The organism is Mycobacterium syngnathidarum (assembly GCF_001942625.1).
Lineage (GTDB): Bacteria > Actinomycetota > Actinomycetes > Mycobacteriales > Mycobacteriaceae > Mycobacterium > Mycobacterium syngnathidarum.
In genome coordinates this window covers 272,182-291,187 of record NZ_MLCL01000086.1, presented here as the reverse complement: position 1 = coordinate 291,187, position 19,006 = coordinate 272,182, and the positions used below count along the sequence as shown (strand labels likewise).

Here is a 19,006-nt window from a genome sequence, read left to right as displayed (position 1 = left end):
TATTTTCATATGATTTGGCCATGAAGGTCGGCGACGCCGTCATTGACGCCGAAGACGCGGCCCGCTACCGATCAGCCGGCTGGTGGTCTGACCGCACCCTGTCGCAGACGGTCAACGAACACGCGTTGACCCACCCAGACAAGCCGGCCTACGTCGACCACCCCGCCGGCGCGCATACCTGGAGCGAGTTCGACTCCGCTGCAACACTGCTCGCCGCCCAGCTCACGGGCGCCGGGGTCACCGCGGGTGACCGGGTGGCGGTGTGGCACGGCGACACCGCCGCCATCCACGTGCTGTTCGTGGCCATCGAACGCTGCGGCGCCGTCGTCGTCGGGATCGGTGCGCGCGCCGGTACCCGCGAGGCCGGCCAGATCCTGCGGACCACTCAGCCGCGCCTGCTGATCACCGACCCGGCGCGGCGGTCGTCGGCACAAACCACTGTGTCCGGACTGATGCCTGCGGTCAGCGCACTGGTGCTCGACGGTTTGTCCCTCGACACCGATGCCCCGCCGCGGCCACCGGCAACGAGTGTCGGTGCCGATGACGTATTCCTGATCAATTCGACCTCAGGGACCACGGGCCTGCCCAAATGCGTTGTGCACACCCAGAACCGGTGGCACTACTTCCATCAACGGGCCGTCGCCAACGGCGCCCTGAGCTCCGAGGACGTGTTCCTCCCGGTCATCCCTGCCCCGTTCGGGTTCGGCATCTGGACCGCCCACACCACGCCGATCTACCTCGGGGCCACCACCGTGCTGCTCGAGAAGTTCGATGCCAAGGCCGCATGCGAGGTGATCGCCCGCCACCGGGTCAGCGTGTTGTGCTGTGTCAGTACCCAATTGCTGATGATCATGGCCGACCAGGCATCGCGCGAGAACGACCTGAGCTCGCTGCGGGTGGTGTTCACCGGCGGTGAGGCGCTGCCGTATCGACGGGCTGCCGACTTCGAAGAACTCACCGGCGCCACCATCCTGCAGTTCTACGGCTCCAACGAAACCGGCCTGTTGAGCGGGACGACGTTGCGGGACTCCCGGGAGCGCAGGCTGCGGACCGCCGGGCAGCTGGTGCCGGAGATGGCGGTGCGCCTGTTCGACGGCGATGAAGACGTGACCTCAACGGGCCGTGGTCAACCGGCCTGCCGGGGGCCGGCCACCAGCCTCGGCTATCTCGGCGGGGTGGACCACGACAAGCTCTACACGCCTGACGGCTGGATGCGGATGGGTGACGTCTGCGAGGTCGACGCCGACGGCTACCTGTCCGTCACCGGCCGCACCTCCGATTTCATTCTCCGCGGCGGCAAGAACGTCAGTGCCGTCGAGGTCGAGGATGCGGTGACGACGCATCCCGCCGTGGCGGTGGCGACGGCCGTGGCGATGCCGGACCCGGTGTTCGGCGAAAAGGTGTGCGTCTACGTCGAGAGCGCCAACGGCCAGGACGTCGATCTGCCCGGACTCGTCGAGCACCTTCTGGCGCAGGGCATGTCGAAGGAGCTGCTTCCCGAGAAGCTCATCGTGCTCGGCGAGCTACCCCGGTCCTCGGGTGGAAAGATCGCCAAAGGTCAACTCCGCGAAGATATCTGGACGCGGATGGGAGACGGCTATGAGCGTCGGTGAGATGCGTCAGGGCGGATTGAAGGTGTGGTCGCCGTCGGTGACCCCACCGATCGGCGTCGACCTGACCGAAGAGCAGGCACTGGCGGTGGCGTTCCGGCACCTGGCCGCCATCGGGTTCGCCGAGAACATGGCCGGCCACATCACCTGGCAACCCGAGGGCCGCACCGAGATGCTGGTCAATCCGTGGGGCCTGTGGTGGCAGGAGCTCACGGCATCCGACATCTGTGTGGTCGACGAGAACGCCGCGGTGGTTCGCGGACGCTGGGATGTCACCCCGGCCATCCACATCCACACCGAACTGCATCGTGTGCGCGACGATGCCCGCGTCGTCATCCACAATCACCCGTACTACGTGAGTCTCATCGCGGCGTTGGGGAAGCTGCCGGAGCTCGTCCACCAGACCGGCTCGCTGTTTCTCGATGACATGTGTTTCGTCGAAACCTATGACGGCGAGGTCGATTCGGCACCGCGGGCCGGCGAGCTGGCGGAGCGGATCGGTACGGCCAACCTCACCATCCTGGCCAACCACGGAGTGATCACCACCGGGGGCACCGTGGCCGAGGCCGTGTACCGGGCCGCCTCGATCGACCGGGTCTGCAAGCTGGCGTACCAGGTGATGCTCACCGGCCGTGAGCCCACGGCGATGAACCGCTCCGACATGTACGGCATGAAGGCCTCTCTCATCGAACGGGCGGCCGACGTGTACTGGGCCGGGGCGGCCCGCATGACCATCAAGGCCGACCCCGACGTGCTGACCTAGAAGGAGACTGCCTCATGAAGTCCATCGACGAGCTCGCCGGCAATCTCGACTTCACCACCGCGAACAAGGGCGCCGACCGGAAGGTGACCTTCCTGCCGGAACCCGAACGGGCCGAACGGGTCTACACCGTGATCTCCGTCGACGATCACATCGTCGAACCACCGGACACCTTCACCGACCGGGTGCCGCGCAAGTTCGCCGACCGTGCCCCCAAGGTCGTCGACACCGACAACGGTGGTCAAACCTGGATGTACGACGGACAGTCGCTGCCCAACGTCGGCTTCAACGCTGTCGTCGGGCGCCCGGTCTCCGAATACGGTTTCGAGCCTGCGCGGTTCGACGAGATGCGCCGCGGCGCCTGGGACATTCACGAGCGTGTCAGGGACATGGACCTCAACGGCGTGTACGCATCGTTGAACTTCCCGTCGTTCCTGCCCGGGTTCGCCGGTCAGCGGCTGCAGCAGGTGACCAAAGACCGGGATCTGGCGATGGCTGCGGTGCGGGCCTGGAACGACTGGCACCTGGAGGCGTGGGCCGGGGCCTACCCCGATCGGATCATTCCGTGCCAGCTGCCCTGGCTGCTCGACCCTGAGGTCGGTGCGCAGATGATCTACGAGAATGCCGAACGCGGTTTCCACGCTGTGACTTTCAGTGAGAACCCCGCCATGCTCGGCCTGCCGACCATTCACTCGGGCTACTGGGAACCGATGATGGCGGCGTGTGCCGAGACGGGCACAGTGGTCAATCTGCACATCGGATCCTCGGGCTCGGCTCCGTCCACCACCGATGACGCCCCACCGGATGTTCAAGGTGTGCTGTTTTTCGCCTACGCCATCACCGCCGCGGTCGACTGGTTGTACTCGGGACTGCCCAGCCGGTACCCGGATCTCAAGATCTGTCTGTCCGAGGGCGGAATCGGTTGGGTGGCAGGTCTGCTCGACCGACTCGACCACATGCTCAGTTACCACCAGATGTACGGAACCTGGAAGGCGTTGGGTGAAACGCTCTCCCCCGCCGAGGTATTCGCGAGGAACTTCTGGTTCTGCGCGGTCGAAGACCAGTCGTCGTTCATCCAGCACGAGCGGATCGGAACCGACAACATCCTGCTCGAAGCCGACTACCCGCACTGCGATTCGACCTGGCCGCACACCCAGCGCACGATCCACGAACAGATTCACGGCCTGCCGGCCGACGCGATCCGCAAGATCACCTGGGAGAACGCCTCCCGCCTCTATCAGCATCCGGTGCCCGCGGCCGTGCAGACCGACCCGAACGCCTACTGAGCGATGGCCGAACCGCTTCGCATCGCCGTCCTCGACGATTACCAGGGCATCGCCGCTACGGTCGATTGGTCATCGATCCCCCGCACCACCGAGATCACCGCACTGCGTGACCACATCGGACCCGGCCCCGCCCTGGTCGAAGCCCTGGCCGAGTACGAGGTCGTGGTCGCGATGCGCGAGCGCACCCCGCTCGACGCGACCCTGCTGTCCCAGCTGCCCGCCCTGAAGCTGCTGGTTACCACCGGCCCGTTCAACGCCGCCATCGACATCGCCGCCGCGCACCGCCTCGGTATCACGGTGTCGGGCACGGGCGGCGCCGTCACCCCGACCGTGGAGCACACCTGGGCGTTGATCCTGGGCCTGCAGCGGCACCTGGTCACCGAGGACCAACGCATCCGGAATGGGCAGTGGCAGAGCACCATCGGCAGCGATCTGCACGGCGCGACGCTGGGCCTGGTCGGGGTCGGCCGGATCGGCAGCCGGATCGCCGCGATCGGCAAGGCGTTCGGCATGAACGTCATCGCGTGGAGTCCGAACCTTACCGACGAGCGCGCCGGCAAGGCCGGCGTGGTCCGCGTGGAGCGGGAGACGCTGTTCGCCGACGCCGATGTGGTGTCGTTGCACATGGTGCTCGCCGACTCCACCCGTGGCCTGATCGGTGCCGTCGAATTGGCCGCGATGAAGCCCTCGGCGATCCTGGTGAACACCTCACGAGGCGGTCTCATCAACGAGGAGGCGCTGGTGGACGCCCTGCGCGGCAGGAAGATTCGCGGCGCGGCACTCGATGTGTATCAGCACGAACCCCTGCCCTCGGGACACCCGTTGGCCACCCTGCCCAACACACTGCTGACCCCGCACCTCGGCTATGTCACCCAGACCGTGATGTCGATCTTCTACCGCGACATCGTCGAGGACATCGCCGCGTACTGCACGGGTTCCCCGGTGCGTCTGCTCACTGGATAGGTCACCAAAAAATTCCACCTCGCAAACAACTGTGAGGTATCTCAAAATCCCTTAATGGAACGTTGAGGATCCACTAAGGGACTGTTACGTTCAGCCGATCAAATCGCGGTCGGATGGGGTTTCCGTCGGTATGCGCCGAACCGGAGAGGTGGATTTTGCCGTGGCTACGCTATTTCGGCTCGCCAAACGCTTCTGGATCCCTTTGGTCTTGGTAGCCGCCCTTGCCGTCAGCGGTTTCACGATGAGCCGGATGCACGGGATCTTCGGCACCCATATCGACACCGAGCCGGGCCCGTCCGCCGGCGACGACATCGTCGAGTTCAACCCGAAGCGCGTCATCTACGAGATCGAGGGACCCAGCGGCACCAGTGGCCACGTCAGCTACCTGGACGCCGATGCCCAGCCCCACACCGAGAGCTTCAGCTCGCTGCCGTGGCGGCACGAAGTGGTCACCACCCTGCCCACGGTGTTCGCCAACGTGGTCGCCCAAGGAGATAGCGAAGTGATCAGCTGCCGGATCATCGTCAACGGTGAGGTCCGTGACGACCAGACCGTGAACCAGCACAACGCCCAGGCGTTCTGCTTGGACAAGGCCGCGTGATGAGCAACCACAGTGCCACTCCTGGCCACAACGGCGTCGCCCGTGTCATCCGTGTCGCCGCGATCCCGATCATCCTGCTGTGGGTCGCGCTCGTGGTCGTCCTGAACGCCCTGATCCCCCAGCTCGAGGTCGTCGGGCACGAGCACGCCGTTTCCCTGTCACCGCAGGATGCGCCGGCACTGGTGGCGATGAAGAAGATCGGTGAGCGCTTCGATCAGTTCGACTCCGACACGATCGCGATGGTCGTGCTGGAGGGTGATCAGCCGCTCGGCACCGAGGCCCATCGGTACTACGACGAACTGGTCCGCACACTGCAGGCGGATACCGAACACGTTCAGCACGTGCAGAATTACTGGGGCGATCTGATCACCGCGGCGGGCTCGCAGAGCACCGACGGCAAGGCCGCCTACGTTCAGGTCAACCTCGCCGGCAACCAGGGCGAGACCTTGGCCAACGAATCGGTCGCCGCGGTCCGCAAGATCATCGACGAGTCCCACCCGCCCGCGGGCGTGAAAGCCTATGTCACCGGCCAAGGTCCGCTCACTACGGACATGAACGAAGCCGGCGACAAGAGCATGGTCAAAATCACCTTCGTCACCATCGCCGTGATCGCGGTGATGCTGATCGTGGTCTACCGGTCGTTCGCCACGATGTTGCTGATGCTCATCGTGGTGCTGCTGGAGATGTCAGCTGCCCGCGGTGTGGTCGCCGCTATCGGCCACGCCGGCCTGCTCGGCTTGTCGACCTTCTCGGTGAGCCTGCTGACATCGTTGGCCATCGCGGCCGGAACCGATTACGCCATCTTCCTCGTCGGCCGGTACCAAGAGGCCCGCCAGAAGGGGCAGGAACGAGAAGACGCCTACTACACCGCATTTCACGGTGTCGGGCACGTCATCCTCGGCTCAGGTCTCACCGTCGCCGGCGCCATGCTGTGCCTGCACTTCACCCGTTTGAACTACTTCAGCTCGATGGGAATCCCGAGCGCCATCGGGATGTCGGTGGTGGTCCTGGCCTCACTCACATTGGCGCCGGCCATGCTGGTCGTCGGCAGCAGATTCGGCCGGTTCGATGCCAAACGCGAGATCCGTTCCCGCGGTTGGCGCCGCCTGGGCACCTCGGTGGTGCGCTGGCCGGTCCCGATCCTGGCGGCGGCCATCGCGGTGGCACTCGTCGGCCTGCTGGCCCTGCCCGGATACCAGACGTCTTACAACGAGCGGCTCTACATCCCCAAGGATCTGCCCTCCAACGTCGGATATGCCGCCGCTGAACGACATTTCACCGCCGCCCGCATGAATCCGGATCTATTGCTCGTCGACGCGGGCCGGGACCTGCGAAACCCGGCCGACATGATCGTGCTGGACAAGATCGCCCGCGAGCTGATCCGCGTGCCCGGCGTCGCGCGCGTACAGAGCATCACCCGCCCGCTGGGCCGCCCGATCGCACACAGCTCGGTGCCCTTCCAGGTGAGCATGCAGTCGGTGTCGATGACCGAGAACCTGCAGTTCCTGCGGGAACGCATGGGCGACATGAACACGCTCACCGATGATCTGGGCCGGATGATCGCCATCATGGAGAACATGCTGGGCCTGATGAACCGGATGACCGACATCACCCACGAACTCACGGCGAGCATGAACGAGATGCAGGCCAGCACCAACGAAATGCGGGATCACATGGCTGATTTCGACGATTTCATGCGCCCGCTCCGCAACTACCTGTACTGGGAGCCGCACTGCTACGACATCCCGATGTGTCATTCGATGCGCTCGATGTTCGACGGGCTCGACGGTATCGACACCATGACCGAGACCCTCTCGGAATCGGTGAAGAACATGAACGACATGGATCAGCTGATGCCGCAGTTGGTGGCGCAACTGCCGCCGATGATCGCCATCTCGAAGTCCATGCAGGGCACCATGAAAACGATGTTCAGCACGTTCAACGGCCTGGTCGACCAGATCGGCAAGATGACCGACACCGCGTCGGTGATGGGCCAGGCGTTCGACGAGGCCCGCAATGACGATTCGTTCTACCTGCCGCCCGAGGCGTTCGACAACCCGGACTTCAAACGCGGGCTGGAGCTGATGGTCTCACCGGACGGTCAGGCGGCCCAGTTCATCATCACTCACGACGTGGATCCGGCTACCTCCGAAGGCATCTCGCACGTCGACCCGATCCTGAAGACTGCTCGCGAGGCGGTCAAGACGACGCCGTTGGCCGACGCCAAGATATACCTCGGCGGCACCGCGGCCACGTACAAGGACATCCAGGTCGGCGCGCAATGGGATCTGCTGATCTCAGCCTGCGGCGCGATCACGTTGATCTTCATCGTGATGCTGTTGATCACCCGCGCGCTGATCGCGTCGTTCGTGATCGTGGGCACGGTGATCCTGTCGCTGGCCGCATCGTTCGGCCTGTCGGTCCTGGTGTGGCAGTACCTGCTCGGAATCGACCTGCACTGGATGACCTTGGCGTTCTCGGTCATCATCCTGCTGGCCGTCGGATCGGACTACAACCTGCTGGTGGTGTCCCGGATGAAGGAAGAGGTCAGCGCCGGGATCAACACCGGCATCATCCGAGCCATGGGGGCCACGGGCGGTGTGGTCACCGCAGCGGGCCTGGTGTTCGCCTTCACGATGGCCTCGATGGCCACCAGCGATCTGATCGCGATCGGCCAGGGCGGTACGACGATCGGCCTGGGCCTGTTGTTCGACACCCTGGTGGTGCGCTCGCTGATGACTCCGACGATCGCCGCGATCCTCGGGCGGTGGTTCTGGTGGCCGCTGCCGGTCCGGCAACGTCCGGCACGTTTCCTTTCGGACCGGACCAGGCCGATACCGGTGGCACGACCGTCGTGACGGTCGCCGATACCATCGACGGATGAGCACCGGCGAGCTCTCGGCCACCCAGGCGCGTACCCGCGCCGCGATCATCGAAGCCGCCGCCGCCGTGTTGGCCGATGACCGCACCGCGACACTGCCGGACATCGCCAAGGCCGCCGGCGTCGGCCGTACCACGGTGCATCGGTACTTTCCCGACCGGGAAAGCCTGGTCAACGCCACGATCGTCGACTCGGTGCGAGTCGTGTCCGACGCGGTGGCGGCCGCCGCGCCCGAAGACGGTTGCCCGGTCGATGCCATGCGTCGCGTCATCAACGCGATGATCTCGGTCGGCAACCGGCTGTTGTTTCTTTTCGACGACCCCAATGTGCTCCGTGACCTGCCGGCCGAGGCGATGCCCGACAACACCTATCTCACGAGTCTGATCGAACGCGGCCAGGCCGAAGGCGTGTTCGATCCCGAATCCAGCACGCAGTGGCTCGAACACGCGCTCTACGGGTTGGTCATGTGGGCCTGCCAGGACTCCAAGAACGGCCTCATGCCCCAACACGCCGCCGCTCCCGCCGTCATCCGCACCTTCGAGCGCGGGATGCGTTGCCGCGACTAGCTGCGCAACGAACTACGGGGCGCCCGGTTTGCCACCGTCGGACAGGGCGCGGTATGCCGCGGTGAACGCTGTAGCTCCGCGGAGAAGGTTGTTGCGCTCGGCGCGTCCGAGGGCCGCGGTCACGCCCTCGAACAGCTCGACGCGATACGCCACCAGATCGTCCAGGATGGCCCGGCCGTCATCGGTCAGATCCAGCAGGGTGGCCCGGCGGTTCTGCGGGTATACGGAGCGGGTGATCAGCCCGGCCTCGGCGAGCCGGTCGGCCAGCCGGCTGGCGGTCGACACCGCCACCTGTAGGTCCTGAGCCAGCGCGCTCACCAAACAGGGACCGATCCGACCCAACGACTGCAGGGCGCGCAGCGACGACAGCCCGATGCGTTTCTCGAAGTGCTCCAATGCGATGACGTTGAGCGCGAGCAGGCCGCGGGTGGCACGTTCGAGCTGGGCGGCATACCCGTCGGTGTCGCCCGCGCTCATCGATGAGTCGGTTTTCACGATCAGGCCAGTGTAGTTGCGATATGCACATTGTGCGGCTCGCAAAACTTGCCGGTTTGGACCTATCCCTCAGTGGAAACCCTTGCGCTATCCCCATCCCAGCAGTGATCAGAGCGGAGGGCTATGGCGCGAGGTGCTCGCAGCAAGACGTCAGAACAGGGCGGTCTGCGCCGGGTGAGCCTGAATCCTTCCCATTGGCATCAGGCGAGATGGATGCTGCGCATCGAGGCGGTCCCGGCCATGGTGATCGGTGTGGTCGGCCTCGTCGACGCGTACGACGGAACGCCGTGGCTGCCACTGACTCCCGCGTTGAGCGCAACGCTGCTCGGCATCGGGGTGGCGGCCGCGCTCGCCTCGGTGTGGCGGCGCGTAGCTCTGGTCTTCAGCGCCACGCTGGCCACTGCGTCATTGTTCTTGGTGATCATCTCGGCGGTTGCCGCGGCGCACCATCAGCCGGGCCCTCTGGCCTTGACCAACGCGGCCATCCTGTTGTGGGCACTGCTGTTCTGCTATCACCTTGCGGTCGGAATGTGGTTGGTGCCGGACCGCATCGGCGGCCCAGCCTGGATTCCGCGTCGGAACACGTCCCGCACGCCGCGCGGCGCCTCTGGACATCGAACATGACCGAGTCCATCTACGAACCACATGTGTTGCGTGAGTACGCACTGCTCGCCGACGGGCATCGCGGTGCACTCATCGGACCGCGCGGAGACGTGTGCTGGATGTGTGCGCCGCGCTGGGATGACGACGCGGTCTTCGCATCGTTGATCGGCGGACGAAGCGTCTTCGCGATCACCCCCACCCAGCGGTTCGTCTGGGGAGGGCATTACGAAGAGGGCAGCTTGATCTGGCGCTCTCGCTGGGTGACCAACGACGGCATCATCGAATGTCGGGAAGCGCTGACCTTTCCCGGTGACCCGCAACGGGCAATCCTGCTCCGCCGCCTCCTGGCAGTCCGCGGAGACGCCGATGTGCAGCTGGTGTTGTCACCGACCGCTGAGTTCGACCGTCGCACGATGGCCCACCTCGCACGCGATGATCAGGGCTGTTGGCATGCCTATGTCGGCGATTTGCGATTGCGGCTGGCCGGCGTGCCGCACGCCTCGGTGTCGCGCGAGGATGGCCTCGCATTGCGCGCCGGCCTCACCGTTCCCGAAGGTGGGTTCCTCGACATCGTCGTCGAACTATCGGTGGCCGCCCCGTCAGATCCGCTGCCGGATGCGGGGAAACTGTGGGAACGCACCGAAACCCATTGGCGCGCCGCGGTTCCCTCCCTGGACACCAGTATCGCGCCCCACGATGCCCGACACTCTTATGCGGTACTCAGAGGCATGACCCCGCCTGGCGGGGGCACCGTCGCCGCGGCGACGATGAGCCTGCCCGAACACGCCGACACCGGGCGCAATTACGACTACCGCTACGTGTGGATCCGCGACCAGTGCTATGTCGGGCAGGCGATGGCTGCCGACGGCCCGCATCCCCTACTCGACGATGCGGCCGGTTTCATCGCGCAGCGGGTGCTCGCCGACGGTCCCGATCTCAAACCCGCGTACACGGTCGCCGGAGGCCCGGTGCCCGGCGAACGATCACTACGGCTGCCCGGGTATCCCGGAGGCAACGACGTACTCGGCAACCGGGCGCATCGCCAGTTCCAGCTGGACGTCTTCGGTGAGGCGCTGCAGCTGTTCGCCGCAGCAGCCCGCCACGATCACCTCGACACCGAGCTGGACCATGCCATCAGGGTCGCGGTCGCCGCCATCGAATCCCGTTGGCAACAGCGCGGTGCTGGGCTCTGGGAACTCGAACAGCGCCAGTGGACCCATTCGCGGCTCACCTGCGTGGCGGGATTACGCGCCATTGCGGCCTATCTGCCCGGTAACCGTGCGGCTGCGGCCGAGTCGCTTGCCGACACGATCCTGGCCGGGACCGCCGACTGCGTACACCCGTCCGGGCGCTGGCAGCGCGCACCCGACGACCGGCGGGTGGACGCGGCGCTGCTACTGCCGGCGATCCGTGGCGCGGTGCCGGCCGATGACCCGCGCAGTATCGCCACCCTGCGCGCGGTCGAGTCCGAGCTCGCCGACGACGGCTTCGTCTACCGGTTCCGGCACGACGACCGTCCGCTGGCCGCCGCCGAGGGCGCGTTTGTGCTGTGCGGCTTCTGGAGCGCCCTGGCACACCAGCAGCAGGGCAATCCCGTCGCGGCGGTCCGCTACTTCGAACGCAACCGCACCGCCTGCGGGCCACCCATGCTGTTGTGCGAGGAATACGACGTCGAGGAGCACCAGCTTCGGGGCAACATCCCGCAGGCATTCACCCACGCATTGCTCGTCGAGGCCTCACTACGGCTGGCCGACAGTCCGTCCACCACCTACAGAGAGGAGCCGCCGTGTCCACCACATCTGCTGGATCGCCTCGCACCGTCGTGATCACCGGCGCCAGCGCGGGCGTCGGGCGTGCCGCAGCGCGCGCGTTCGGAGCCCGGCGTGATCACGTGGCCTTGCTGGCCCGTGGTGCCGCCGGCTTGTCCGGGGCGGCCAACGATGTCGAACAGGCTGGCGGACAAGCACTTTGCCTGCCCACCGACGTGTCCGACCCCGCGCAGGTAGAGGCGGCCGCCGACCGGGTCGAGGAAGCCTTCGGGCCGATCGACATCTGGGTCAACGTCGCGTTCTGTTCGGTTTTCGCACCGTTCGCCACCGTGACCCCCGAGGAATTCCGCCGGGTCACCGAGGTCACCTACCTCGGCTACGTATACGGCACCATGACCGCACTGTCTCGCATGCGTCGCCGCGACGCGGGAACGATCGTGCAAGTCGGTTCCGCGCTGGGCACCCGGGCGATTCCCTTGCAGTCGGCGTATTGCGGTGCAAAGCACGCCATCAACGGTTTCACCGAGTCACTGCGCACCGAGCTGCTCCACGAGCGCAGCAACGTACATGTCACCGTCGTACAGATGCCGGCACTGAACACTCCCCAATTCTCGTGGGTACGGTCGCGGCTCCCGCATCGACCGCAACCGGTTCCTCCGATCTATCAACCCGAAATCGGTGCCAGGGCAATCCTGTTCGCAGCCGATCATCCGCGACGCAAACAGTATTGGGTAGGCGCCAGCACCGTCGCGACCACCTTGGGACAGCGGCTGATGCCGGCCGTCCTGGATCGATACCTGGCCAGAACCGGATACTCCAGCCAGCAAACCAGCCAACCCGCCGACGAAGACCGCGTCGACAACCTGTTCGCACCGCGCGATGAGGACTCCGGCACCGACCACGGCGCCCACGGCCGGTTCGACGAACAATCGCACAACCATTCGCCGCAACAGTGGGTGGCCCAGCACGCCGGTTCGCTGAGCGCTGTGGCCGCCGGCGCGGCCGCCACCGCAGCAGTGGCGGGTTGGTCTATTCGCCGCCCCTGATCACCGAAGGAGAAAAACATGTCAGACACAGTCGGCGACGTCCTGTTGGCCCGGTTACGGGACTGGGGCGTCTCGCAGGTATTCGGCTATCCCGGCGACGGCATCAACGGGCTCCTGGCGGCCTGGCAGCGGGCCGGTGACCAACCGCAGTTCGTGCAGGCGCGCCACGAAGAGATGGCCGCATTCGAGGCCGTCGGCTTCGCCAAGTTCTCCGGTCAGGTGGGAGTCTGCGTCGCGACCAGCGGGCCCGGTGCGGTGCACCTGCTCAACGGTCTCTACGACGCCAAACTCGACCACGTGCCCGTGGTCGCCATCGTGGGCCAGACCGAACGATCGGCGATGGGCGGGTCCTACCAACAGGAGATCGATCTGCTGAGCCTTTACAAGGACGTGTGCAGCGACTACATCCAGATGTGCACCGTTCCCCAACAATTGCCCAACCTGATCGATCGGGCGATCCGTATCGCGGCCAGCTCGCATGCCCCGACCGGCATCATCGTGCCCTCCGACGTTTTCGACCTCGAGTACCAGCCGCCCGCGCACGCCTTCAAGCAGGTCCCGTCCAGCATGGGCATGTCCGGATCGCGGGTCGTTCCCGACGAGGACGCGGTGCGCAAGGCCGCCGATCTGCTCAACTCGGGCAGCAAGGTGGCGATGCTGGTGGGCCAGGGCGCACGAGGCTGCGAAGCCGAGCTGGCGGAGGTGGCGGACCTGCTCGGTGCCGGCGCCGCGAAAGCACTGCTGGGCAAGGATGTTCTTCCCGACGACCTGCCCTGGGTGACCGGATCCATCGGGTTGCTGGGCACCACCGCCAGCTGGCATCTCATGTCGCGTTGCGACACGCTTCTCACGGTCGGATCGAACTTCCCCTACACCCAGTTCCTTCCCGATCTGGACCAGGCCCGGGCGGTGCAGATCGATCGCTCGGGGGCGTGGATCGGCATGCGGTACCCCTACGAGCTCAACCTCGTCGGCGACGCCAAAGCCACCTTGAGGGCCTTGATCCCGTTGCTACACCGCAAATCCGACCGATCATGGCGGGAACACGTGGAGGAACAGGTCAGCAGCTGGTGGACCACGGTTCAGCGCACCGCGATGACAGGGGCCGACCCGATCAATCCGATGCGCATCTTCTGGGAGCTCTCCCAACGCATTCCGGCTGACGCCATCGTCACCGCCGATTCCGGATCCGCGGCGAACTGGTACGCCCGTCATCTCAAGTTCCCTGCCGGAGTACGAGGGTCACTCTCGGGGACCCTGGCCACCATGGGCCCGGGTGTGCCGTATGTGATCGGCGCAAAATGGGCCCACCCCGACCGGCCCGCCATCGCGTTCGCCGGCGACGGCGCCATGCAGATGAACGGTCTGGCCGAGTTGATCACCATCGCCAAATATTGGCAGCAGTGGTCGGACCCGCGGCTGATCATCGCCGTACTGCACAACAACGATCTCAACCAGGTCACCTGGGAGATGCGGGCCATGGAGAACTCCCCCAAATTCCCGGAATCCCAGAATCTTCCGGATGTGGACTATGCCGCTTTCGCCCGCAGTCTCGGCCTGCACGGCGCCAACATCGACGATCCCGAGGCACTCGGGCCGGCCTGGGACCAGGCTCTGGCGGCCGATCGACCCACCGTACTCGATGTGCGGTGCGACCCCGACGTGCCGCCGATCCCGCCGCACGCCACCTACGAACAGGCAAAGTCCCTGGTGCAGGCGGTGATCGGCGGAGACGAGGACACCAAGGGTTTCGTCAAGCAAGGCATCAAACAGAAACTGCAGCAGTACCTTCCGAACGAAAAGCAGGACCGGTCATGAACCCCGTCGGAGCTGCCGTACGGGCAATCCGGACGGGCCGGTTCGAGCGGACGCTCTCGGCACTCACCGCTGCCGGCGCAGCCATCACGACCGCCGAGATCTATCTGTCGCACGATGCGGCCAGCTTCGGCAACCGGATGATGTACTGGCCGATCGTCATCGTGCCCGCGGCGGTACCTGCCGGGCTGGCGGCATTCTTCTCACCCCGTGCCGCGCACACGGTGCTACCCGCCGCCAGCATCCTGATCGTCGCCAACGGACTGCAGGGAACCTATCTGCACCTCCGGGGCGTACGGCAGCGCCCCGGTGGGATCACCAAATACAACATGGAATCCGGCCCTCCCACCTTCGCTCCCCTGTTGGCCTCACTGGTGGGCGGCATGGGTTTGCTCGCCGCGGTCCTGCGCCGGGAGAACCCACTGGGTGAAGGACGTTCGGACTGATGCGGTTTCGCGCTCCCGGACAGCAGGGCATCACCCCGCAAGGGCGAGGGAGATTCGCCGGTTTCGATGTGCTGGCCCGGGCCGACCAGTGGGACCAGGTGACCGCGGGAGCAGTGCTGGCCCGGTTGACGCTTCCGCCGGGCCTGTCCTTTTTCACCCCGGCAGAAGTGGCGGTGGCGAGCCCCATGCTGGATCTGATGCTGGCCCAGGACAGCGAGCCGCGAGTGCCGGTGCTGGCGCTCATCGACGAGCGGTTGGCCACCTTCGAGACCGACGGCTGGCACTACGACGACATGCCTGAGGACGGGCAGGCCTGGCGGGACAGCCTGGCCGGCCTCGACGCCGACGCCCATGCGCATTACGGCCGCGGCTATGCCGAACTCGACGAGCGCCGGCAGGCCCGGCTCCTGCAAGACGTCCAAGACCTGGCCGGCCGCGGCGACGATTGGCACGGGGTGACGGCCGGCCGTGTGTGGGGCTTGTGGACTCGCTACGCCTGTACCGCGTTCTATTCGCATCCGTGGGCGTGGAATGAGATGGGCTTCCCCGGGCCGGCTTATCCGCGGGGATACCTCAATCCCGGCGTCAATGCGCGGGAGTCCTTCGAAGTGGGCGACCAACGGGCCGCCGACCCGGTCCCGTTCGCCCGCCGCGTCGAGCGAGCCCGCCGGCACGACGACGACCTGCCCGAAAAGGACACCGATGGATAGCCCGCGCGCGGTACGGCACCGCAATGCCTCGGCGTGGCTCATCCCCAACGACGGTTCTCGGACCAACCACCGGCTGAGAGCCGACATGCGCCGCTACCGCAACGACGATGAGGTCGATGCGGTGATCGTCGGGGCCGGTGCCGGGGGCGCGACTCTCGGTCAGCGGTTGACGCGGGCCGGCTGGAGCGTGGTGCTCATCGATGCCGGCCCGTTCTGGAGTCCAGATTCCGATTGGGTCAGCGACGAGCGAGCGTCCCACGGTCTGTACTGGACGGAGCCACGCCAGATCGGTGGTACGAATCCGGTTCCCTTGGGGTCCAACAACTCCGGACGCGGCGTCGGCGGTTCGATGGTGCACTACGCCGGCTACACGCCCAGGTTCCACCCCTCGGACTTCCATACCTACAGCGTCGACGGGGTCGGGGCGGACTGGCCCATCGCCTACCAGGACCTACGCCACTACTACGAACAGATCGAGGCAGAGTTGCCAGTCGCCGGGCAGGACTGGCCTTGGGGCGATCCGCACACCTACCCGCACCGCCCCCACCCGGTCAGCGGAAATGGACTGGTGGCGTTGCGCGGCGCCCAGGCGCTGGGCATCGACATGCGCGTCGGACCGGTGGCGATCCCCAACGGGCGCTTCGGGAACCGTCCTCACTGCATCTATCGCGGCTTCTGCATCCAGGGGTGCAAGGTCAACGCCAAGGCCAGCCCGTTGATCACCCACATCCCAGACGCGCTGGCCCACGGCGCCGAGGTCCGGCCCGACAGCCACGTGACCCGAGTCCTTGTCGATGACGATCGCCGACAGGCCACGGGCGTGGAATACCTACACAAGGGGACCCTGTACCGGCAGCGCGCGCGTGCCGTGGTGGTCGCCGGATATGCCATCGAAACCCCCCGGCTGCTGCTGCTTTCGGCCACGAACGCCTATCCGGACGGACTGGGCAACGACCACGATCAGCTCGGGCGCCACATCATGGTGCAGGGCGCCCCGCAGGTGGCCGGACGGTTCGAGGACGAGATCCGGATGTACAAGGCTCCGCCGCCAGAGGCCAGCACCGAGCAGTTCTACGAAACCGATCCCACCAAACGCTATCGACGGGGGTTCTCCGTTCAGAACGTCAGCCCGTTGCCGATCACCTGGTCTGAACATGTGGCTGCACAGGGGCACTGGGGACAGACACTGCGCGAGTACATGCGCGATTACGTGCACTGGGCGACCCTCGGCGCGCTGTGCGAACTGTTGCCGCAACCCGAGAACCGGGTGACGCTGGCTGACGAGAAGGACCGGCACGGCCTTCCGGTGGCGCACTTCAGCTACAGCCAGTGCGACAACGACAAACTGCTCATCGCCGCCGCCACCGAGGTGATGTCCGACATGCTGCGCGCCGCCGGAGCGCAGGAAGTCATCTCCATCGAGCGCTACGCGCATCTGGTGGGCGGCGCCCGGATGGCCGCCCGGCCCGAGGGCGGAGTCATCGATCGCGAGCATCGAGTCTTCGGCGTGCAGCGCCTCTACGTGGTAGACGGCAGCGTGATGCCCACTCAGGGCGCGGCAAACCCCGCCCTGACCATCATGGCGCTGGCCGCGCGGGCCGCCGACATCATGGTCGAACACGCCGCAAAATCCTGAACCTGCTTCCGCAAAAGGTATGCACACCAATGAATTCCACTTCGATCGCACGGCTCGAGGCCACCACCTACACCGTCCCCACCCCCGGGCCGGAGTCAGACGGGACCCTGACCTGGGATGCCACCAGCGCGGTTGTCGTGCAGGTCCGGGCCGCCGGAGAAACCGGCACCGGCTGGACCTACAGTTCACCGGCTGCGGCCGGTGTCGTCACGCACCACTTACGGAACGTGGTGCTCGGCCGACATCCCGATGACGTTGCCGGCGCCTGGGCCGCGATGCACCGGGCTTGCCGAAACTACGGCACCCGGGGCCTGGTGATGCAGGCGCTCAGCGCCGTCGACATCGCGTTGTGGGATCTCAAGGCCCGGCTGTACGGCCAGTCGTTGGGCAGCCTCATCGGCCCGGCACGTTCGGGCGTGCCCATTTACGGCTCCGGCGGATTCACCAACCTCGACCACGAACAGCTCGCCGAACAGATCGACCAATGGCAGGCTGCCGGTTGCACCGCAATGAAGATCAAGATAGGCCAGGGATGGGGCAGCGACATCGCCCGCGACCTGTCGCGCATCAATGACCTACGGCACCTGGCCGGCGACGGCGCGGAGCTGATGGTCGACGCCAACGGCGCCTACACTCCGGCACAGGCTCGGCGGATGGGCCATCATCTCGACGAGCTGGGTATCACCTGGTTCGAGGAACCGGTCAGCAGCGACGACACCGATTCACTCGGCCTGCTGCGGCACACGATGCGATGTGATGTGGCCGCAGGCGAGTACATTTCCGACAACTACGAGGCCCGGCGCTTGGCCCCCGTTGTCGACTGCCTTCAACTCGACGTCACGCGTTGCGGCGGCTACACCGGCTGGTTGTCGGCCGCATCCGTGGCGGCTGCCCACAACCTTGAGGTCTCCGCCCACTGCGCTCCCGCGCTGCACCTGCCCGTCGCCGCCGCCACCGCGCACCTACGACATATCGAATACTTCATCGACCATGCCCGGCTGGACACCATTCTGTTCGACGGCGTCCCGATTCCCACCGACGGACACCTGCATGTCGACACCTCGGTGTCCGGCCACGGCATGACAGTGTCCGCACGCGCGTCAGACTACTGCCGCCCCTGAAAGTTCATCTCCGCCAGAACAAGTGATGAGTGACCGCGCCGCCCGGGCTCGGCACCACGTCATGGTGAAAGCGGTCGTCCAACTCCTCGGGTGACTCCCAGAGCCGAGACCCGCTGCCCAGCTCTCCCGGGGAAACCGCCACATGCAGGGTGTCGATCAGGTCGGCGTCCAAGAACTCCCGGATGGTGAACGCTCCCCCGCCCAGCCGGACATCCTTGCCCCGCGCGGCGATACGGGCCCGTTCGAGCACCGTCGCCGGATCGGCGTCGACGAAGTGGAACGTAGTGTCCGACAGGGTCAACGACGGCCGCTCGTGGTGGGTCATCACGAAAACCGGGGTGTGGAACGGCGGTTCGTCACCCCACCAGCCCTGCCATTCGTGGTCCTCCCAGGCGCCTCGGTACGGACTGAACTTGTTACGGCCCATGATCTCGGCACCGATGTTGTGATGAAAGTCCCGGGTCAGGTAGTCGTCAAGCCCGCGACTGCCGCCCGGGTCCGTACGGTTGGGCCAACTGGCCGTGGCGCCGGCCCAGGCGAACATCGTTCCGGGATCGGCATGGCCGAACGGACGCTCGAAGCTCTGGTTCTCTCCTGCGCCGAATCCGTCGCTGGAGACGTTGAAATTCTGGACTTTGAGTAGTTGGGCCACGAGTTCTCTCCCGTTCGGTCAGCACTGGATGCTGAGTTGACTCGGG

The 19,006-nt window shown here is 66.0% G+C and carries 17 protein-coding genes; 15 read left to right on the top strand and 2 right to left on the bottom strand.

All coding sequences use genetic code 11. The annotated features are described in order from the left end of the window. The first annotated feature begins 20 nt into the window (after positions 1-20). The 7 genes from BKG60_RS25470 to BKG60_RS25440 all read left to right on the top strand — a co-directional run bounded on the left by BKG60_RS25470 (position 21) and on the right by BKG60_RS25440 (position 8,667). Entirely contained in the window at positions 21-1,613 is a 1,593-nt protein-coding gene (locus BKG60_RS25470) for a class I adenylate-forming enzyme family protein (RefSeq protein WP_070943494.1), read from the top strand. Further along, on the top strand, positions 1,600-2,373 hold the full coding sequence (locus BKG60_RS25465) for a class II aldolase/adducin family protein (protein ID WP_070185895.1): 774 nt from the start codon (positions 1,600-1,602) through the stop codon (positions 2,371-2,373). Before BKG60_RS25470 ends, BKG60_RS25465 begins: the two co-directional genes overlap by 14 nt. Positions 2,374-2,387: 14 nt before the next feature. Further along, positions 2,388-3,656, top strand: coding sequence for an amidohydrolase family protein (locus BKG60_RS25460; protein WP_070943495.1), 1,269 nt, complete (start codon positions 2,388-2,390; stop codon positions 3,654-3,656). A 3-nt stretch (positions 3,657-3,659) separates the two neighbouring features. Next, complete coding sequence (locus tag BKG60_RS25455) at positions 3,660-4,619, top strand: D-2-hydroxyacid dehydrogenase family protein (protein WP_070943496.1); 960 nt, start codon at positions 3,660-3,662, stop codon at positions 4,617-4,619. Positions 4,620-4,779: 160 nt separating this feature from the next. Continuing rightward, positions 4,780-5,220: an MmpS family transport accessory protein gene (locus tag BKG60_RS25450; protein WP_374242889.1), complete on the top strand. Its 441-nt coding sequence runs from the start codon at positions 4,780-4,782 to the stop codon at positions 5,218-5,220. After that, positions 5,220-8,078 (top strand): MMPL/RND family transporter, encoded by a 2,859-nt coding sequence (locus BKG60_RS25445; RefSeq protein ID WP_070943498.1) that lies wholly within the window; start codon positions 5,220-5,222, stop codon positions 8,076-8,078. Before BKG60_RS25450 ends, BKG60_RS25445 begins: the two co-directional genes overlap by 1 nt. A 22-nt stretch (positions 8,079-8,100) precedes the next feature. Continuing rightward, complete coding sequence (locus BKG60_RS25440) at positions 8,101-8,667, top strand: TetR/AcrR family transcriptional regulator (protein WP_083339165.1); 567 nt, start codon at positions 8,101-8,103, stop codon at positions 8,665-8,667. A 12-nt stretch (positions 8,668-8,679) separates the two neighbouring features. On the opposite strand, the gene BKG60_RS25435 is transcribed toward BKG60_RS25440, so the two are convergent. Next, positions 8,680-9,162 (bottom strand): MarR family winged helix-turn-helix transcriptional regulator, encoded by a 483-nt coding sequence (locus BKG60_RS25435; RefSeq protein WP_239251581.1) that lies wholly within the window; start codon positions 9,160-9,162, stop codon positions 8,680-8,682. Between the two features lie 123 nt (positions 9,163-9,285). Between BKG60_RS25435 and BKG60_RS25430 the strand changes: the two genes are divergently transcribed. The 8 genes from BKG60_RS25430 to BKG60_RS25395 all read left to right on the top strand — a co-directional run bounded on the left by BKG60_RS25430 (position 9,286) and on the right by BKG60_RS25395 (position 18,308). After that, positions 9,286-9,786, top strand: coding sequence for a hypothetical protein (locus BKG60_RS25430; RefSeq protein ID WP_070943500.1), 501 nt, complete (start codon positions 9,286-9,288; stop codon positions 9,784-9,786). Next, a complete protein-coding gene (locus tag BKG60_RS25425) occupies positions 9,783-11,591 on the top strand; it encodes a glycoside hydrolase family 15 protein (protein ID WP_070943501.1) in 1,809 nt (602 codons plus the stop codon). Before BKG60_RS25430 ends, BKG60_RS25425 begins: the two co-directional genes overlap by 4 nt. Then, entirely contained in the window at positions 11,552-12,580 is a 1,029-nt protein-coding gene (locus tag BKG60_RS25420) for an SDR family oxidoreductase (RefSeq protein ID WP_070943502.1), read from the top strand. The genes BKG60_RS25425 and BKG60_RS25420 overlap by 40 nt, the downstream gene beginning before the upstream one ends. 18 nt (positions 12,581-12,598) lie before the next feature. Continuing rightward, positions 12,599-14,398 carry a thiamine pyrophosphate-requiring protein gene (locus BKG60_RS25415; RefSeq protein WP_070943503.1) on the top strand — a complete coding sequence of 600 codons (1,800 nt, stop codon included), beginning with the start codon at positions 12,599-12,601 and terminating at the stop codon, positions 14,396-14,398. Further along, positions 14,395-14,841 carry a hypothetical protein gene (locus tag BKG60_RS25410; protein ID WP_070943504.1) on the top strand — a complete coding sequence of 149 codons (447 nt, stop codon included), beginning with the start codon at positions 14,395-14,397 and terminating at the stop codon, positions 14,839-14,841. Before BKG60_RS25415 ends, BKG60_RS25410 begins: the two co-directional genes overlap by 4 nt. Then, positions 14,841-15,551 (top strand): gluconate 2-dehydrogenase subunit 3 family protein, encoded by a 711-nt coding sequence (locus BKG60_RS25405; RefSeq protein WP_070943505.1) that lies wholly within the window; start codon positions 14,841-14,843, stop codon positions 15,549-15,551. The genes BKG60_RS25410 and BKG60_RS25405 overlap by 1 nt, the downstream gene beginning before the upstream one ends. An 85-nt stretch (positions 15,552-15,636) precedes the next feature. Next, the gene (locus tag BKG60_RS25400) at positions 15,637-17,187 is read left to right on the top strand and encodes a GMC family oxidoreductase (RefSeq protein WP_239251612.1); all 1,551 of its coding nucleotides are present in this window, start codon (positions 15,637-15,639) and stop codon (positions 17,185-17,187) included. A 29-nt stretch (positions 17,188-17,216) separates the two neighbouring features. Then, a complete protein-coding gene (locus tag BKG60_RS25395; protein ID WP_070943507.1) occupies positions 17,217-18,308 on the top strand; it encodes an enolase C-terminal domain-like protein in 1,092 nt (363 codons plus the stop codon). A 4-nt stretch (positions 18,309-18,312) separates the two neighbouring features. Here BKG60_RS25395 and BKG60_RS25390 read toward each other — a convergent pair whose 3' ends face one another. Then, positions 18,313-18,960, bottom strand: coding sequence for a dihydrofolate reductase family protein (locus tag BKG60_RS25390; RefSeq protein WP_070943508.1), 648 nt, complete (start codon positions 18,958-18,960; stop codon positions 18,313-18,315). Positions 18,961-19,006 lie beyond the last annotated feature (46 nt).

Bases quoted from the DNA above. Each gene is read 5' to 3' on its own strand.
- BKG60_RS25470 (WP_070943494.1), top strand. From the start codon at position 21: ATGAAGGTCGGCGACGCCGTCATTGACGCCGAAGACGCGGCCCGCTAC.
- BKG60_RS25465 (WP_070185895.1), top strand. From the start codon at position 1,600: ATGAGCGTCGGTGAGATGCGTCAGGGCGGATTGAAGGTGTGGTCGCCG.
- BKG60_RS25460 (WP_070943495.1), top strand. From the start codon at position 2,388: ATGAAGTCCATCGACGAGCTCGCCGGCAATCTCGACTTCACCACCGCG.
- BKG60_RS25455 (WP_070943496.1), top strand. From the start codon at position 3,660: ATGGCCGAACCGCTTCGCATCGCCGTCCTCGACGATTACCAGGGCATC.
- BKG60_RS25445 (WP_070943498.1), top strand. From the start codon at position 5,220: ATGAGCAACCACAGTGCCACTCCTGGCCACAACGGCGTCGCCCGTGTC.
- BKG60_RS25440 (WP_083339165.1), top strand. From the start codon at position 8,101: ATGAGCACCGGCGAGCTCTCGGCCACCCAGGCGCGTACCCGCGCCGCG.
- BKG60_RS25430 (WP_070943500.1), top strand. From the start codon at position 9,286: ATGGCGCGAGGTGCTCGCAGCAAGACGTCAGAACAGGGCGGTCTGCGC.
- BKG60_RS25425 (WP_070943501.1), top strand. From the start codon at position 9,783: ATGACCGAGTCCATCTACGAACCACATGTGTTGCGTGAGTACGCACTG.
- BKG60_RS25415 (WP_070943503.1), top strand. From the start codon at position 12,599: ATGTCAGACACAGTCGGCGACGTCCTGTTGGCCCGGTTACGGGACTGG.
- BKG60_RS25410 (WP_070943504.1), top strand. From the start codon at position 14,395: ATGAACCCCGTCGGAGCTGCCGTACGGGCAATCCGGACGGGCCGGTTC.
- BKG60_RS25405 (WP_070943505.1), top strand. From the start codon at position 14,841: ATGCGGTTTCGCGCTCCCGGACAGCAGGGCATCACCCCGCAAGGGCGA.
- BKG60_RS25400 (WP_239251612.1), top strand. From the start codon at position 15,637: ATGCGCCGCTACCGCAACGACGATGAGGTCGATGCGGTGATCGTCGGG.
- BKG60_RS25395 (WP_070943507.1), top strand. From the start codon at position 17,217: ATGAATTCCACTTCGATCGCACGGCTCGAGGCCACCACCTACACCGTC.